We start from the raw sequence: 15,164 nt of genomic DNA on the forward strand, positions 1-15,164 counted from the left end.
CGCCCATTTGCGTAGGCCGAAGTGACCGTGATGTTGAAGCGATTGACCGTTGTTCTGCTGGCAGCACTGGCCCTGGGTGGTTGTGACCGGGTTGACCCGAACTCCCCGCTGGGCAAGCGCAAGGTGATCTTCAAGGACATGCTCAAGACCAGCGAAGACCTGGGCGGCATGTTGCGTGGGCGGTTGCCGTTCGACGGGGTGAAGTTTGCCGACGGTGCGCTGAAGCTGGACAACCTTTCGCACCAGCCCTGGCAGCACTTCCCACAGGCGCGTGATGGTGGCGACAGTAGCGCGCGTGCCGAGGTATGGGAACGTCAGGCACGCTTTCATGACCTGGCCCGGCAGCTGGAAGGCGTCACTGGCGAACTGGTCGATGTCACCCGCGGCCAGCCGCTGGACGCTGCGCAGCTGAAGGCGCCGATGGACAAGGTCGAAGCGGCTTGCAAGGCCTGTCATTCTGAGTTTCGTAATCATTGATGGCCTGTTGCGGCCTCATCGCCGGCAAGCCAGCTCCCACAGGTATCACGCTGCCCTTGAGTGCAATGCAGTACCTGTGGGAGCCGGCTTGCCGGCGATGAGGCCAGTAAAGGCAACGCAGTATTCGAATCTCTGTCAGCGATCCAGATCTTCCACCGCTTCCTGCAGCTCCTTGCGCGACTCGGCCAGCTTGTCCTTGCGCTTGTTGATCTTCTCCGAATCGCCTTTCTTCTCGGCTTTCTTCAAGTCCTTTTCCCGCTGTGCCACTTCGTGACGGGCGTCGAGCACCTTCTGCTCACGTTCCTTGCGCAGGCCGGCATCGGTGCAGTTGTCGACCCCTCGCAGCGCCTCTTCAAGCCCCGCGGCCTGATCGTTGTTGCCGTGGTCACGGGCAATCTTCAACTGGTTCTCGATGGCGCTACGCTTGGCGGCGCAACCGGTCAGGCCGGCATCCGGCTGGGCGGCTTGTACGGCGCCAGCGGCCAGGCCCAGTGTCGCGAGCAGGAAAAGGGTCGAAATACGTTTCATTAAAAGCCTCCTTGACGGGGCGGGGCAGCAAAAGTTGGGGGAAATCCTGCCTTGGTTTTGTCCATTTAGAAACCCTTGTTGGGGTTTTCCGGCTTAATCTCGGGATTTTCCTACGGGTAAATTGGTAAATAATCATTGCTCGATGCTTTGCCTGTCGATCCGGAATCCGTCGATCCCTGCCGTCGCCAGTTGCGTTGCAATGGCTTGAACCTCGGTGGTTGCAAAAAATCCAGCAAGCTGTTGCCCGCGCTTTTCGCCGATACCGGGCATGGCTTGCCATTCAAGGGTTGTGCGGGCAGCAAGCTCCAGCCAGTCGCCTGTCACCTGCATGCCGGTGGGCGTGGGTGTGCCCAGCCCGCGCAGCCATTGGGCAAAGGGTCGTGAGCGGGCTTGCTCGAAACTGCCCAGCAACTGCGCAGCCGTTGCGTCACTGATACCGGCTACCTGGCTCAGGCGCTCGGCATCCAGATGCAGCCAGTCGGTCATCGAGGTCACCAGCCCGGCAGCCACCAGTCGGCGCCAGGTGCCGGGGCCGGTGCGCGGCAGGGCCAGCCCCTGCTTGCCGCTGAGCCAGGTGAGGCGGGCGATGAACTGGTCCTCGCAGCCTTCGCTGGCCTGCCAGCAACTGTGGGCATGATGTTGGCCGGGCGCTGGTGCGGTTACCGGTTGGCGCTCGGCGGCGCGGTGCACCACTTGCTCCAGGCGTGGGATGGTCAGCCCGGCAAGGCTGACGGCCACCTGGTCACCGGGGCGGATGTCGAGCTTGAGCCAGCGTGCCAGCGAGCCCAGGCTCACCTGGGTGATTCGCCGGTCGTCCAGGGTAACCGGCAGCACGTGCAACACTGGCGTGACCCTGCCTGTGCGGCCAACGCGGAAGCGTACTTCGCGCACTTCAGCCAGGGCCTGCGTGTACGGGTGCTTCCACGCCGCGATCCAGTAGGGTGCCTTGGCCTGCCAGCGCTCGGCCGGCGGCCGGACGCCTTGGCGCAACACCACGCCATCGGTGGCGAAGGGCAGGGGTGAGCGGTACCAGTACTCACGCCAGTGCGCGGCATCGTCCGCTGTTTCTATGGCGACGCTGTAATCCTGGCTGTGCGCAAAACCCAGTTCCGCCAGCTTCGCGAGGCGTTCGGCCAGCTGCTCGGGGCCTTGCGGCCAGTCCCACACGAACAGGCCGATGCGCTCGCCTTGCTCACCACTCAGCTGCTTGCGAGCCAGCAGCCCGGCTACCGTCCCTCGGGCGTTGGCGCTGCCTGCCTGGGCTTGCACATGCGCATCCAGGCGCAGGTAAAGTTCGCCCTGCAGTTGCAGGTCGATGGCCTGGGGCAGCTGCCGGTCGATTGCGTCGAGCAGGGGGATGTGGCGGCTCCAGTCGTGCCCCTGCACGCCGTCCCCCCGGCTGATCAACTGCACCAGCCGGCCCTGTCGGTAGATGAGGGATACCGCTACGCCATCGACCTTTGGCTGCACCCAGACATCGGCCTTGCCGGCCAGCCAGCGTTCTACAGCCAGGCGGTCGGCCAGCTTGTCGACGCCGGTATGTGGCACCGGATGCGGGATTGGCCCGCCAGCGCTGGCCAGCGGGGACGGGGTGGTCGCAATGCCAAAGCATTGCTGCAGGTGCGCCAGGCGCTGGCGGCTCTGGTCATAGAGTTCATCGGGTACGAGCGCAATGCCCTGGCGATGGTAGTGGTCGTCCCAGTGGGCGAGCGTGGCACGCAGTTGGGCCACTTCAGTTTCAACTTGTTGCGGGTTCCACTTGGGGCATTGGCCGGCCCAAATCAGTGGGGCCTGGAGTGCGAGCAGTACGGCGAACAACAGCATGAGCGGCATGGCCAGCATCCTTGCATGGCGGGTGGGAGCCCTCAGCCTAGGCAGGTAGCGTGCGGGTCGCCATGCAGCGTTTGTCAGCCCATATGTCACAAAAAAGCCCCTGCCGATTGCTCGGCAGGGGCTTTCGTCCAGCGCCGTAGGAAACTTACAGGCCGGCAGCGTCACGCAGCGACTGGGCGCGGTCAGTGCGCTCCCAGGTGAAGGTGGTGAAGGTGTCGTCGCCGACCGTCTTCTGCTGCGGGGTACGGCCGAAGTGGCCGTAGGCAGCGGTTTCCTGGTACATCGGGTGCAGCAGGTCGAGCATGGTGGTGATGGCGTAAGGACGCAGGTCGAAGCACTCGCGCACCAGCTGGATGATCTTGTCGTCGGAGACCTTGCCGGTACCGAAGGTGTTGATCGAGATGGAGGTCGGCTGGGCCACGCCGATGGCGTACGAAACCTGGATCTCGCAACGCTCGGCCAGGCCGGCGGCGACGATGTTCTTGGCCACGTAGCGGCCGGCGTAGGCGGCGGAACGGTCGACCTTGGACGGGTCCTTGCCGGAGAACGCGCCACCACCATGGCGGGCCATGCCGCCGTAGGAGTCGACGATGATCTTGCGCCCGGTCAGGCCGCAGTCACCCACCGGGCCACCGATGATGAAGTTGCCGGTCGGGTTGATGTGGTACTGGGTGCCCTTGTGCAGCAGTTCGGCAGGCAGGGTGTGCTTGACGATCAGCTCCATCACGGCTTCCTGCAGGTCTTTCTGCGAAACCTCAGGGTTGTGCTGGGTCGACAGCACCACGGCGTCGATACCGACCACCTTGCCATTTTCGTAACGGCAGGTGACCTGTGACTTGGCGTCCGGGCGCAGCCATGGCAGCAGCTTCGATTTGCGCGCTTCGGCCTGGCGCTCGACCAGACGGTGCGAGAAGCAGATCGGTGCCGGCATCAGCACGTCGGTCTCGTTGCTGGCGTAGCCGAACATCAGGCCCTGGTCACCGGCGCCCTGGTCTTCCGGGCGGGAGCGGTCGACGCCCTGGGCGATGTCCACCGACTGCTTGCCGATGATGTTCATCACGGCGCAGGTGGCGCCGTCGAAACCGACGTCGGAGCTGTTGTAGCCGATGTCGATGATGACCTTGCGCACCAGCTCTTCCAGGTCGACCCAGGCGGAGGTGGTGACTTCGCCGGCGATGATGGCGACACCGGTCTTGACCAGGGTTTCGCAGGCTACGCGGGCGTATTTGTCCTGGGCGATGATGGCATCAAGGACGGCGTCCGAAATCTGGTCGGCGATCTTGTCCGGATGCCCTTCGGACACGGACTCGGAGGTGAAAAGGGAGTATTCGCTCATCTCGAAGGTTCCTGAAATTTACCGATGTTGTATGTCGCCAGCCGTCCGCTGGAAATGGCGGACCTGGATCTGGAAACCGTTACGCAAGCCCACGTACAGGCTGTCCCCGGGGGCCAGCCCGGCGGCGTTGGCCCAACGGGCCAGGTCGTCCTGTTCGAAGCCAAGCCACAGGTCGCCGCAGGCTTCGCGCGCCCACCCCTGGTCATGGCTGCACAGTTCGGTTACCAGCAGGCTGCCGCCTGCCTTCACCCGTTTGGCCAGCTGGCGCAAGGCCAGGGCCGGGTCGCTGAAATGGTGCAGCACCATGTTCAGCACAACGCAGTCGGCGGCCACATCCGTTGCACCCAGTGCATCGGCCAACTGCAGGTTCACGTTGTCGAGCCCTTCGCGCTGGCACACCTGGCGCGCCAGTTCGAGCATGGTCGGGCTGTTGTCCAGGGCGGTGACCTGGGCGAAGCGCCGGGCCAGGTCGGGCAGGAAGCCACCGTCACCGGGGCCGACCTCCAGGGCGCTGGCGGCCGGGTCGAAATTCAGTTTGTCGAGCAGCGCCAGCAGGCTTTCGCGGTACTGCGGCAGGCCGGCGATCAGGTCTTGCTGGGCGCGGAATTTCTCTTCCACACGCAGGAAGAAGTCCTGGCTGGTGGCTGCGCGGCGTTGCTGTACCTGGGCGATGCGCGCCTGCACGTCAGGCGGCAGGGCCAGGTCGTCCACTTCTTCGAGCAGCGCCGCGTGCAGCCGACCGCCCAGGCGCAGGCTGTCGGGCAGGGCGCGGCGGTAGAAGATGGCATTGCCCTCGCGGCGGGTCGCCACCAGCTCGGCCTGGGCCAGCACCTTCAGGTGGTGGCTCATGCCCGACTGGCCCACGTCGAAGATCTGCGCCAGCTCCAGCACGCCGAACGAATCGTTGGCCAAGGCGCGCAATACGTTCAGGCGCAACTCGTCGCCACTGGCTTTGCACAGGGCTGCCAATGCTTCGCGTTGCTCGGGGATCGATTGCGCACGGAGGTTCATGGTGCGGCAGTCTAGACAGGCATCGTTGCCCTAGCAAGGCCAATATCAAAAAGTTTTGATATTGGCTGATGGGCGGAGTGCGGGGTTGCCATTGCTGGCTTCTTCGCGGGCTCGCCCGCTCCCACAGGTTCGGCACAGCTCCCAAGCCCCGTGATGAATCTGTGGGAGCGGGCGAGCCCGCGAAGAAGCCAGCACCGTTCCCCGGATTTTTACCCGAAATCAGTGCCAATCAGAGGAAAATCCCCCGACTGCGACCATACGTCATTGCCCCAAGCCCCCCCAGTGGGCGAAAATGGCCGCCTTTTTTCGTGACACCACCTATTCAAGCCCCCCAGGAGATCAGCGATGCCCAGCCGTCGTGAACGTGCCAACGCCATTCGTGCCCTTAGCATGGATGCCGTGCAAAAGGCCAACAGCGGCCACCCAGGTGCCCCCATGGGCATGGCGGATATCGCCGAAGTGCTTTGGCGCGACTATCTGAAGCACAACCCGAGCAACCCGAGTTTCGCCGACCGTGACCGCTTCGTGCTGTCCAACGGCCACGGCTCGATGCTGATCTACTCGCTGCTGCACCTGACCGGCTACGACGTCACCATCGATGACATCAAAGGCTTCCGCCAGTTGCACAGCCGCACCCCGGGCCACCCGGAATACGGCTACACCCCAGGCGTCGAGACCACCACCGGCCCGCTCGGCCAGGGTATCGCCAACGCCGTGGGCTTCGCCCTGGCCGAAAAAGTGCTTGCCGCCCAGTTCAACCGTGACGGCCACAACATCGTCGACCACAACACCTACGTGTTCCTCGGCGACGGCTGCATGATGGAAGGTATCTCCCACGAAGTCGCCTCGCTGGCCGGCACCCTGGGCCTGAACAAGCTGATCGCCTTCTACGACGACAACGGCATTTCCATCGACGGCGAAGTGCACGGCTGGTTCACCGACAACACCCCGGCGCGCTTCGAAGCCTACAACTGGCAGGTGATCCGCAACGTCGACGGCCATGACGCCGACGAGATCAAGATCGCCATCGAGACCGCTCGCAAGAGCGATCGCCCGACCCTGATCTGCTGCAAGACCATCATCGGTTTCGGCTCGCCGAACAAGCAGGGCAAGGAAGACTGCCACGGCGCACCGCTGGGCAACGACGAAATCGCCCTGGCCCGCAAGGAACTGAACTGGAACCACGGCCCGTTCGAAATCCCGGCCGAGATCTACGCCGAGTGGGACGCCAAGGCTGCCGGTGCCAAGGCCGAAGCCGACTGGAACCAGCGCTTCGACGCCTACGCCAAGGCCTACCCGGAGCTGGCTGCCGAGTTCAAGCGCCGTGACAGCGGCGAGCTGCCGGCCGACTTCAGCGAGAAGGCCCAGGCCTACATCAACGAAGTGGCCGCCAAGGGCGAAACCATCGCCAGCCGCAAGGCCAGCCAGAACGCCCTGAACGCCTTCGGCCCGCTGCTGCCAGAGTTCCTCGGCGGTTCGGCCGACCTGGCCGGTTCCAACCTGACCCTGTGGAAGGGCTGCAAGGGTGTCGAAGCCAACGACGCCAGCGGCAACTACGTGTTCTACGGCGTGCGCGAGTTCGGCATGACCGCCATCATGAACGGCGTTGCCCTGCACGGTGGCCTGGTGCCTTACGGCGCGACCTTCCTGATGTTCATGGAGTACGCCCGCAACGCAGTGCGCATGTCGGCACTGATGAAGCAGCGCGTGATCCACGTCTACACCCACGACTCCATCGGCCTGGGCGAAGACGGCCCGACTCACCAGCCGATCGAGCAACTGACCAGCCTGCGCAGCACGCCGAACCTGGACACCTGGCGCCCAGCCGACGCGGTGGAATCCGCCGTGTCCTGGAAAAACGCCCTGGAGCGCAAGGACGGCCCTTCGGCGCTGATCTTCTCGCGCCAGAACCTGCAGCATCAGGACCGCGATGCCCAGCAGATCGCCGACATCAGCCGCGGTGGCTACGTGCTCAAGGACTGCGCCGGCGAGCCTGAGCTGATCCTGATCGCCACCGGTTCCGAAGTGGGCCTGGCTGTTCAGGCGCACGCCAAGCTGACCGAACAAGGCCGCAAGGTGCGCGTGGTTTCCATGCCGTGCACCAGCGTGTTCGATGCCCAGGACGCTGCCTACAAGCAGTCCGTGCTGCCGCTGGAAGTAGGTGCGCGTATCGCCATCGAAGCCGCTCACGCCGACTTCTGGTACAAGTACGTCGGCCTGGAAGGTCGTATCATCGGCATGACCACCTACGGTGAGTCGGCGCCGGCTTCGGCACTGTTCGAAGAGTTCGGCTTCACCCTGGAGAACATCCTCGGTACTGCCGAAGAGCTGCTGGAAGACTGATACAGGCGTAAGGCGAGGGCTTCGCCCTCGTTTCGCGACACAAGGCCGCTCCCACAAGGTACTGCGTACGCGTTCCCTGTGGGAGCGGCCTTGCGTCGCGATGGGCCGCAACGCGGCCCCAACAGCCATCATGCGTTAGCGAGCCAACGAATGCCCCACCTGCGTCCCTACAAAGTTGCACTCAACGGTTATGGCCGTATCGGCCGCTGTGTCCTGCGCGCGCTGTTCGAGCGGGGGGCAAAAGCCGGTTTCGAGATCGTTGCGCTGAACGACCTGGCCGACCAGGCCAGCCTGGAATACCTGACACGCTTCGACTCCACCCACGGGCGTTTCCCCGGTGAGGTGAAGGTCGATGGCGACTGTCTGCATATCAATGGCGACTGCGTGAAGGTGATGCGCAGTGCCACCCCCGAAGGCATCGACTGGGCCGCCCTGGACATCGACCTGGTGCTGGAGTGCTCCGGCGCCTACCACACCCGCGCCGATGGCCAGCGTTTCCTCGACGCCGGCGCGCCGCGGGTGCTGTTCTCGCAGCCAATGGCCAGCGAGGCCGACGTCGATGCCACGGTGGTCTACGGCGTCAACCAGGCCTGCCTGACCGGCAACGAGCGCCTGGTGTCCAACGCATCGTGCACCACCAACTGCGGCGTGCCGCTGCTGCGCGTGCTGGACCAGGCATTCGGCATCGAGTACGTGCAGATCACCACCATCCACTCGGCGATGAACGACCAGCCGGTGATCGACGCCTACCACCACGAAGACCTGCGCCGCACGCGTTCGGCCTTCCAGTCGGTGATCCCGGTGTCCACTGGTCTGGCGCGTGGCATCGAGCGCCTGCTTCCGGAACTTGCCGGACGAATCCAGGCCAAAGCGGTACGCGTACCGACCGTCAACGTCTCGTGCCTGGACATCACCCTGCAGACCGCCCGCGATACCAGCGCGGCCGAAGTCAACCGGGTGCTGCGCGAGGCGGCGCTGGAAGGCCCGCTGAAAGGCTTGCTGGCCTACACCGAGTTGCCCCACGCCAGCTGTGATTTCAACCATGACCCGCATTCGGCGATCGTCGATGCCAGCCAGACCCGTGTTTCCGGCCCTCGGCTGGTGAACCTGCTGGCCTGGTTCGACAACGAATGGGGGTTCGCCAACCGTATGCTCGACGTTGCCGAACACTATCTGCACGTCGTCCACCCAACCCGCAACAAACAGCCCTGAAGGACTGCATTCATGACCGTGTTGAAGATGACCGACCTCGACCTGCAAGGTAAGCGCGTACTGATCCGCGAAGACCTCAACGTGCCTGTGAAGGACGGTGTGGTAGCCAGCGACGCGCGTATCCTGGCAGCGCTGCCGACCATCAAGCTGGCCCTGGAGAAGGGCGCGGCGGTAATGGTCTGCTCGCACCTGGGCCGCCCGACCGAGGGTGAGTTCTCTGCCGAGAACAGCCTCAAGCCGGTCGCCGACTACCTGAGCAAGGCCCTGGGCCGCGAGGTGCCGCTGGTTGCCGACTACCTGGACGGTGTCGAGGTCAAGGCTGGTGACCTGGTGCTGTTCGAGAACGTGCGCTTCAACAAGGGCGAGAAGAAGAACGCCGACGAGCTGGCGCAGAAATACGCCGCCCTCTGCGACGTGTTCGTCATGGACGCTTTCGGTACTGCCCACCGTGCCGAAGGTTCGACCCATGGCGTTGCCAAGTTCGCCAAAGTCGCTGCTGCCGGCCCGCTGCTGGCAGCCGAGCTGGATGCCCTGGGCAAGGCCCTGAAGGCCCCGGCCAAGCCGATGGCAGCCATCGTTGCCGGCTCCAAGGTCTCCACCAAGCTGGACGTGCTGAACAGCCTGAGCTCGGTCTGCGACCAGCTGATCGTCGGTGGCGGCATTGCCAACACCTTCCTGGCCGCAGCCGGCCACCCGGTGGGCAAGTCGCTGTACGAGCCTGACCTGGTCGACACCGCCAAGGCCATCGCCGCCAAGGTCAGCGTGCCTCTGCCGGTCGACGTGGTGGTCGCCAAGGAGTTCGCCGAGAGCGCCGAAGCCACCGTCAAGGCCATTGCCGACGTTGCCGCTGACGACATGATCCTGGACATCGGTCCGCAAACCGCAGCCAATTTCGCCGAGCTGCTGAAGTCGTCGAAGACCATCCTGTGGAACGGCCCGGTCGGCGTGTTCGAATTCGACCAGTTCGGCAACGGCACCAAGGTGCTGGCCAAGGCCATCGCCGACAGCGCCGCGTTCTCCATCGCCGGTGGCGGTGACACCCTGGCAGCCATCGACAAATATGGCGTTGGCGCCGATATCTCCTACATTTCTACCGGTGGTGGCGCCTTCCTCGAGTTCGTCGAGGGCAAGGTCCTGCCGGCCGTGGCAATCCTGGAAGAGCGGGCCAAGGCCTGATGACGTCGGCGCTTGGCAAAGGGAGCGGCCTGATGGTCAAGCAATTGCCTGTGATGATGCTGGCTGGCCTGCTGAGCGCATGCGCCGGCGGCCCGGCCTCGGATGCCGACCCGGCGCAGCCGCCCAAGGGCGGTTGCTACCAGTCCGAGTGGCAGGCCGAGACCGTGCCGGTCATCAGCAAGCGCGTGGGCCCGGAAGGCCTGGAAAAGTACGACGAAGACCACCAGCGCAAGGCGCCGGGTTGCCCTTGATCGGGTAACAGGCAACCTGAAGGCTGATTTGTGGTCTTGAGGTAGGGGCCGCTGTGCGGCCCTTCGCGGGCTTGCCCGCTCCCACAGGTACGGCGCTTGACCTGTGGGAGCGGGCAAGCCCGCGAAGGGCTGCACAGCAGCCCCCAATCGAGGAAACTGAATGAAAGCGCTTTTGGCCGTGACGGCCCTGGCGACACTGGCAGGATGCTCGCTGCTGAAGCCGGCGCAACCCGCCCCGGCAGACGACTGGACCCGTTGGGTCTGCGACACACAGGCTGAAGTGCTGTGGCGCTTCGCCGATGCGCAGCGCGACCAGGTCGATGTGCGCCTTGGTGGCGGCGACCAGGTCTACCGGCTCAAGGCCGAGCCGGGTGCCTCGGGTGCGCTGTACAGCGATGGCATGCTGGCCTTCCATACCAAGGGCGAAGAAGGCCTGGTGTACTGGGTGGCAACCAACGATCTGATTGGGCGGGGCTGCAAGGCACCGTGACTGGCCGGGCCGCGAGGGTGGCCCACACTACTTGAACAGCAACCGCCCCTGCGGCAGGCTTGCACGAAACAAACGACGCTTGTCGGGAGAGAGATACACAATGGCACTCATTAGCATGCGCCAGATGCTGGACCACGCCGCCGAGTTCGGTTACGGCGTACCAGCTTTCAACGTCAACAACCTCGAGCAGATGCGCGCCATCATGGAAGCGGCCGACAAGACCGACTCCCCGGTGATCGTCCAGGCTTCGGCCGGTGCCCGCAAATACGCCGGTGCCCCGTTCCTGCGTCACCTGATCCTGGCGGCCATCGAAGAATTCCCGCATATCCCGGTGTGCATGCACCAGGACCACGGCACCAGCCCTGACGTCTGCCAGCGCTCGATCCAGCTGGGCTTCAGCTCGGTGATGATGGACGGCTCGCTGGGTGAAGACGGCAAGACCCCGACCGACTACGAGTACAACGTCCGCGTTACCCAGCAGACCGTTGCCATGGCCCACGCCTGCGGCGTTTCGGTAGAGGGTGAACTGGGCTGCCTGGGTTCGCTGGAAACCGGCATGGCCGGTGAAGAAGACGGCATCGGCGCCGAAGGCGTGCTGGACCACAGCCAGATGCTGACCGACCCGGAAGAGGCTGCCGACTTCGTCAAGAAGACCCAGGTCGACGCCCTGGCGATCGCCATCGGTACCAGCCACGGTGCCTACAAGTTCACCAAGCCACCAACCGGTGACGTGCTGGCCATCGACCGCATCAAGGAAATCCACAAGCGCATCCCCAACACCCACCTGGTGATGCACGGTTCGTCCTCGGTACCGCAAGAGTGGCTGGCGATCATCAACCAGTACGGCGGCGACATCAAGGAAACCTACGGTGTACCGGTCGAGGAAATCGTCGAAGGTATCAAGTACGGTGTGCGCAAGGTCAACATCGACACCGACCTGCGTCTGGCTTCCACCGGTGCCATGCGCCGCCTGATGGCGCAGAACCCGAGCGAGTTCGACCCGCGCAAGTTCTTCGGTGAAACCGTCAAGGCCATGCGTGACGTGTGCATCGCCCGTTACGAAGCCTTCGGCACCGCTGGCAATGCCTCGAAGATCAAGCCGATCTCCCTGGAAGGCATGTACCAGCGCTACCTGAAAGGTGAGCTGGCCGCCAAGGTCAACTGATCGCACTGGCTACACAAGAAACCCGCAGAAATGCGGGTTTTTTCATTTTTTGGTGTTAGAACCTTGCATCTGTGATGGCCTCTTCGCGGGCACGCCCGCTCCCACAGGGCGCATGCAAACCGTCCATGTGGGAGCGGGCATGCCCGCGAAGAGGCCGGCACATATTCCCGGCAAAGCGACCGTTAGTCGGCTACCGTATAGTTGAGGCACTGATAGCGTTCTGATTGCATTGCGTGTTATCCGCTCAGGTCTAGAGTACTAGTGGATCCAACCGTATCTTGAAGTCGGTCACATAATAGAGAAGCAGCATGGATGGCGCTCACCCTCACCCCCAACCTCAGCCACTGGATGGCAGCTCGGTTCTTCTGGTGGTAGACGATTACCCCGAAAACCTCATCAGCATGCGGGCATTGCTGGCCCGTCAGGATTGGCAGGTGCTGACGGCAAGCTCGGGGATGGAAGCCCTGAGCGCGTTGCTCGAGCACGATGTCGACCTGGTCCTGTTGGATGTACAGATGCCGGAGATGGACGGCTTCGAAGTCGCCCGGCTGATGCGCGGCAGCCAGCGTACCCGGCTGACCCCGATCATTTTCCTCACCGCCAACGAACAGTCCGAAGCGGCCGTGCTCAAGGGCTACGCCAGCGGCGCCGTGGACTACATGTTCAAACCGTTCGACCCGCAAATCCTCAAGCCCAAGGTCCAGGCCCTGCTCGACCAGCAGCGCAACCGGCGCATGCTGCAGCGGCTGACCCGCGAGCTGGAAGCGGCCAGGGCCTTCAACGCATCGATCCTGGAGAACGCCGCCGAGGGCATTCTGGTGGTGGATGCCCAGGGCATCATCAGCTTTGCCAACCCGGCCATTTCCCGTTTGTTGTCAGCGCCGGTGCAGGAGTTGCAGGGCGCCCATCTGCTCGACCTGGTGCAACTGACCAGTGCCAGCCTGTGGAACGAATCGGACTTCTACCAGGCCTACCTGGGGCGGCGCATCTTCCGCGTGCACGATGCCCAGCTGCGTACCCTTGGCGGCGAGCTGGTGCCGGTGGCGTTGTCCTGTGCGCCACTGCCGGCCGAGCAGCAGGCCATGGTGGTCACCGTGCTGGACATGTCGGTGGTGCGCAACCTGCACCAGCAGCTGGAGTACCAGGCCGTCACCGACCCGCTTACCGGCCTGCTCAACCGCCGCGGGTTCTACCAGGCCGCCGAAGGTGCGCTGCTGCGCAACGAGCGTTCGGACAAGGCGCAGGCGCTGATGTACATGGACCTGGATGGCTTCAAGCGCATCAACGACTCGCTCGGCCACGACGCGGGCGACCGGGTGCTGCACTGGGTAGCCGAACAGCTCAAGGATTGCCTGGGCAGTGAAGCGCTGCTGGCGCGCATGGGCGGGGACGAGTTCACCGCACTGTTCGACAGCCTGCCTTACCCGGAGCAGGCCGGGCGCTATGCCGAGCGGTTGCTGGAACGCATTTCCATCAGCCACCAGGTGGAAGGGCTGGATGTGAGCCTTGGGGTGAGCATCGGCATCGCCACTTATCCGGATTGCGGCGCCAATGTCGAAGGCCTCTTGCGTGCGGCCGATGCGGCGATGTACGCGGCCAAGCAGGCGGGGCGCCAGCAGTATCGCTTCTACGATCAGGAGCTCAACGGCCGGGCGCGTTCGCGACTGATGCTCGAGGACAGCGTACGCACGGCGGTGGAGCAGCAAGACTTCACTCTGGTTTACCAGCCGCAGGTTGGCTTCAACGATGGCCGCCTGCGCGGCTTCGAGGCCTTGCTGCGTTGGCAGCATCCCAGTGTCGGCGACGTTCCGCCGGGGCTGTTCATCCCGTTGCTGGAAGAGGCGCGCCTGATCAACCGCCTGGCCAGCTGGATCTACCGCCAGGGCGCGGCTCAGCGGCAGGCCTGGTGCCAGCGTTTCCCGGCGGACCTGGTGCTGGGTATCAGCCTGAGCCGCGCGCAGTTCGCCATGCCCAGCCTGGTCGAAGAACTGCACCGGGTCATCCAGCTTTACCAGCTGGACCCGGCGCAGTTGGAAGTGGAGGTGGCGGAAACCTCGCTGATGTACAACATCGATGCGGCGGTGAAACAGATACACCGCTTGCGCGAGTTGGGTGTGCGGGTGGCGCTGGATGACTTTGGTGCGGGCGACTGCTCGTTGCGCATGTTGCGCGACCTGCCGATCGATACCCTCAAGCTCGACCGCCACCTGGTCGCGCGCCTGCCCGACTCGGCGGTGGATGCCGCGCTGGTGCGCAGCGTCATCGGCCTGTGCGCCGACTACAGCATCACGGTGATCGCCGAGGGGGTTGAAACCCCGGCCCAGGCGGCCTGGCTCAAGGCCAATGGCTGTGAGTATGTGCAGGGGTTCCTGGTGGCATACCCGATGACCGCCACGGATGCCAGCAGCTTCCCGGTGATTTTCTCCTGGCCGGGGCCATGATTGGCTAGAATCGGCATTCGTTACACCGAATACAGCGCCATGACCGTATTACGATACTTGCAAGCCTACCCCCCGCACCTGCAGCAGCAGGTGCGGGAGATGATCGACAGCGACCGCCTGGGCGAGTACCTGCAGCGCCGCTACCCCGACCGCCATGACGTGCAGAACGACAAGGCGTTGTACGGCTATGCCCAGGATTTGCGCCAGCAGTACCTGCGCAGCGCGCCGAACCTGGACAAGGTGCTGTTCGACAATCGTCTCGACCTGACCCATCGGGCCCTGGGCCTGAATACGGCGATATCAAGGGTGCAGGGCGGCAAGCTCAAGGCGAAGAAGGAAATCCGCATTGCCTCGCTGTTCAAGGAGGCCGCGCCGCAATTCTTGCGCATGATCGTGGTGCACGAACTGGCACACCTGCGCGAGCGCGACCACAACAAGGCGTTCTACCAGCTCTGCCAGCACATGGAGCCGGACTACCACCAACTGGAATTCGACCTGCGCGTCTACCTGACCTATCGGGAGCTGCCGGGCAACTGTTAAGGACCACGCAGCATGGAAGTGAGCAAGACCAAGAGCAGCTTCTACCGCCGCCTGTACGTGGCCTGGCTGATCGACAGCCAGACCGCGACCAGCGTGCCGGCCCTGATGGAGGCCACCGGCATGCCCCGGCGCACCGCCCAGGACACCATTGCGGCGCTAGCCGACCTGGATATCGTCTGCGAGTTCGAACAGCAGGAAGGCGCGCGCAACCACGCCGGGCATTACCGCATTCATGACTGGGGAGCGATCGACAAGCAGTGGATCATCCGGCACCTGCGGCAGGTTCGCGAAGTGCTGGGGTATCCCTGATCCACTGGGGCTGCTACAGGTAATCGCGTTCCCTTGTAGATACCGTCTTGAC

The 15,164-nt window shown here is 64.0% G+C and carries 14 protein-coding genes; 10 read left to right on the forward strand and 4 right to left on the reverse strand.

All coding sequences use genetic code 11. From position 1 onward, the window contains the following. Positions 1–30: 30 nt before the first annotated feature. Entirely contained in the window at positions 31–477 is a 447-nt protein-coding gene (locus tag B2790_RS04275) for a c-type cytochrome (RefSeq protein ID WP_084785287.1), read from the forward strand. Positions 478–612: 135 nt separating this feature from the next. Here the strand turns inward: B2790_RS04275 and B2790_RS04280 are convergent, their stop codons facing one another. The 4 genes from B2790_RS04280 to B2790_RS04295 all read right to left on the reverse strand — a co-directional run bounded on the left by B2790_RS04280 (position 613) and on the right by B2790_RS04295 (position 5,185). Next, positions 613–1,005: a DUF1090 domain-containing protein gene (locus B2790_RS04280; RefSeq protein ID WP_085614684.1), complete on the reverse strand. Its 393-nt coding sequence runs from the start codon at positions 1,003–1,005 to the stop codon at positions 613–615. A gap of 132 nt (positions 1,006–1,137) precedes the next feature. Continuing rightward, complete coding sequence (ligB, locus tag B2790_RS04285) at positions 1,138–2,838, reverse strand: NAD-dependent DNA ligase LigB (protein WP_286918328.1); 1,701 nt, start codon at positions 2,836–2,838, stop codon at positions 1,138–1,140. 145 nt (positions 2,839–2,983) lie between these two features. Continuing rightward, the gene (metK, locus tag B2790_RS04290; protein ID WP_015272060.1) at positions 2,984–4,174 is read right to left on the reverse strand and encodes a methionine adenosyltransferase; all 1,191 of its coding nucleotides are present in this window, start codon (positions 4,172–4,174) and stop codon (positions 2,984–2,986) included. A gap of 18 nt (positions 4,175–4,192) precedes the next feature. Further along, complete coding sequence (locus tag B2790_RS04295) at positions 4,193–5,185, reverse strand: ArsR/SmtB family transcription factor (RefSeq protein ID WP_025340884.1); 993 nt, start codon at positions 5,183–5,185, stop codon at positions 4,193–4,195. Between the two features lie 345 nt (positions 5,186–5,530). On the opposite strand from B2790_RS04295, the gene tkt reads away from it, so the two are divergent. The 9 genes from tkt (at position 5,531) to B2790_RS04340 (ending at position 15,112) form a co-directional block, all read left to right on the forward strand. Next, positions 5,531–7,528: a transketolase gene (tkt, locus tag B2790_RS04300; protein WP_286918329.1), complete on the forward strand. Its 1,998-nt coding sequence runs from the start codon at positions 5,531–5,533 to the stop codon at positions 7,526–7,528. Between the two features lie 150 nt (positions 7,529–7,678). Next, on the forward strand, positions 7,679–8,740 hold the full coding sequence (gene epd / locus B2790_RS04305; RefSeq protein WP_013974502.1) for an erythrose-4-phosphate dehydrogenase: 1,062 nt from the start codon (positions 7,679–7,681) through the stop codon (positions 8,738–8,740). A gap of 12 nt (positions 8,741–8,752) precedes the next feature. Beyond that, entirely contained in the window at positions 8,753–9,916 is a 1,164-nt protein-coding gene (locus tag B2790_RS04310; RefSeq protein ID WP_075046574.1) for a phosphoglycerate kinase, read from the forward strand. Continuing rightward, complete coding sequence (locus B2790_RS04315) at positions 9,916–10,167, forward strand: hypothetical protein (RefSeq protein ID WP_286918330.1); 252 nt, start codon at positions 9,916–9,918, stop codon at positions 10,165–10,167. The genes B2790_RS04310 and B2790_RS04315 overlap by 1 nt, the downstream gene beginning before the upstream one ends. 160 nt (positions 10,168–10,327) lie before the next feature. Continuing rightward, positions 10,328–10,657, forward strand: a complete 330-nt coding sequence (locus B2790_RS04320) for an MliC family protein (RefSeq protein ID WP_013974499.1) — start codon at positions 10,328–10,330, stop codon at positions 10,655–10,657. Positions 10,658–10,757: 100 nt separating this feature from the next. Next, positions 10,758–11,822, forward strand: a complete 1,065-nt coding sequence (gene fba, locus B2790_RS04325) for a class II fructose-bisphosphate aldolase (RefSeq protein ID WP_016712383.1) — start codon at positions 10,758–10,760, stop codon at positions 11,820–11,822. A 308-nt stretch (positions 11,823–12,130) separates the two neighbouring features. Further along, positions 12,131–14,263 carry a putative bifunctional diguanylate cyclase/phosphodiesterase gene (locus tag B2790_RS04330; protein ID WP_286918331.1) on the forward strand — a complete coding sequence of 711 codons (2,133 nt, stop codon included), beginning with the start codon at positions 12,131–12,133 and terminating at the stop codon, positions 14,261–14,263. A 39-nt stretch (positions 14,264–14,302) separates the two neighbouring features. Beyond that, the gene (locus tag B2790_RS04335) at positions 14,303–14,803 is read left to right on the forward strand and encodes a M48 family metallopeptidase (protein WP_084785286.1); all 501 of its coding nucleotides are present in this window, start codon (positions 14,303–14,305) and stop codon (positions 14,801–14,803) included. A gap of 12 nt (positions 14,804–14,815) precedes the next feature. After that, positions 14,816–15,112, forward strand: a complete 297-nt coding sequence (locus B2790_RS04340) for a winged helix-turn-helix domain-containing protein (RefSeq protein WP_075046570.1) — start codon at positions 14,816–14,818, stop codon at positions 15,110–15,112. The last annotated feature ends 52 nt before the right edge of the window (positions 15,113–15,164 follow it).

Origin of the sequence: Pseudomonas sp. UBA6753, assembly GCF_002453565.1 — a bacterium.
Taxonomy (GTDB): domain Bacteria; phylum Pseudomonadota; class Gammaproteobacteria; order Pseudomonadales; family Pseudomonadaceae; genus Aquipseudomonas; species Aquipseudomonas putida_Z.

Coding starts and splice junctions, on each gene's coding strand:
- B2790_RS04275 (WP_084785287.1), top strand. CDS start 31: ATGTTGAAGCGATTGACCGTTGTTCTGCTGGCAGCACTGGCCCTGGGT.
- B2790_RS04280 (WP_085614684.1), bottom strand. CDS start 1,005: ATGAAACGTATTTCGACCCTTTTCCTGCTCGCGACACTGGGCCTGGCC.
- ligB (WP_286918328.1), bottom strand. CDS start 2,838: ATGCCGCTCATGCTGTTGTTCGCCGTACTGCTCGCACTCCAGGCCCCA.
- metK (WP_015272060.1), bottom strand. CDS start 4,174: ATGAGCGAATACTCCCTTTTCACCTCCGAGTCCGTGTCCGAAGGGCAT.
- B2790_RS04295 (WP_025340884.1), bottom strand. CDS start 5,185: ATGAACCTCCGTGCGCAATCGATCCCCGAGCAACGCGAAGCATTGGCA.
- tkt (WP_286918329.1), top strand. CDS start 5,531: ATGCCCAGCCGTCGTGAACGTGCCAACGCCATTCGTGCCCTTAGCATG.
- epd (WP_013974502.1), top strand. CDS start 7,679: ATGCCCCACCTGCGTCCCTACAAAGTTGCACTCAACGGTTATGGCCGT.
- B2790_RS04310 (WP_075046574.1), top strand. CDS start 8,753: ATGACCGTGTTGAAGATGACCGACCTCGACCTGCAAGGTAAGCGCGTA.
- B2790_RS04315 (WP_286918330.1), top strand. CDS start 9,916: ATGACGTCGGCGCTTGGCAAAGGGAGCGGCCTGATGGTCAAGCAATTG.
- B2790_RS04320 (WP_013974499.1), top strand. CDS start 10,328: ATGAAAGCGCTTTTGGCCGTGACGGCCCTGGCGACACTGGCAGGATGC.
- fba (WP_016712383.1), top strand. CDS start 10,758: ATGGCACTCATTAGCATGCGCCAGATGCTGGACCACGCCGCCGAGTTC.
- B2790_RS04330 (WP_286918331.1), top strand. CDS start 12,131: ATGGATGGCGCTCACCCTCACCCCCAACCTCAGCCACTGGATGGCAGC.
- B2790_RS04335 (WP_084785286.1), top strand. CDS start 14,303: ATGACCGTATTACGATACTTGCAAGCCTACCCCCCGCACCTGCAGCAG.
- B2790_RS04340 (WP_075046570.1), top strand. CDS start 14,816: ATGGAAGTGAGCAAGACCAAGAGCAGCTTCTACCGCCGCCTGTACGTG.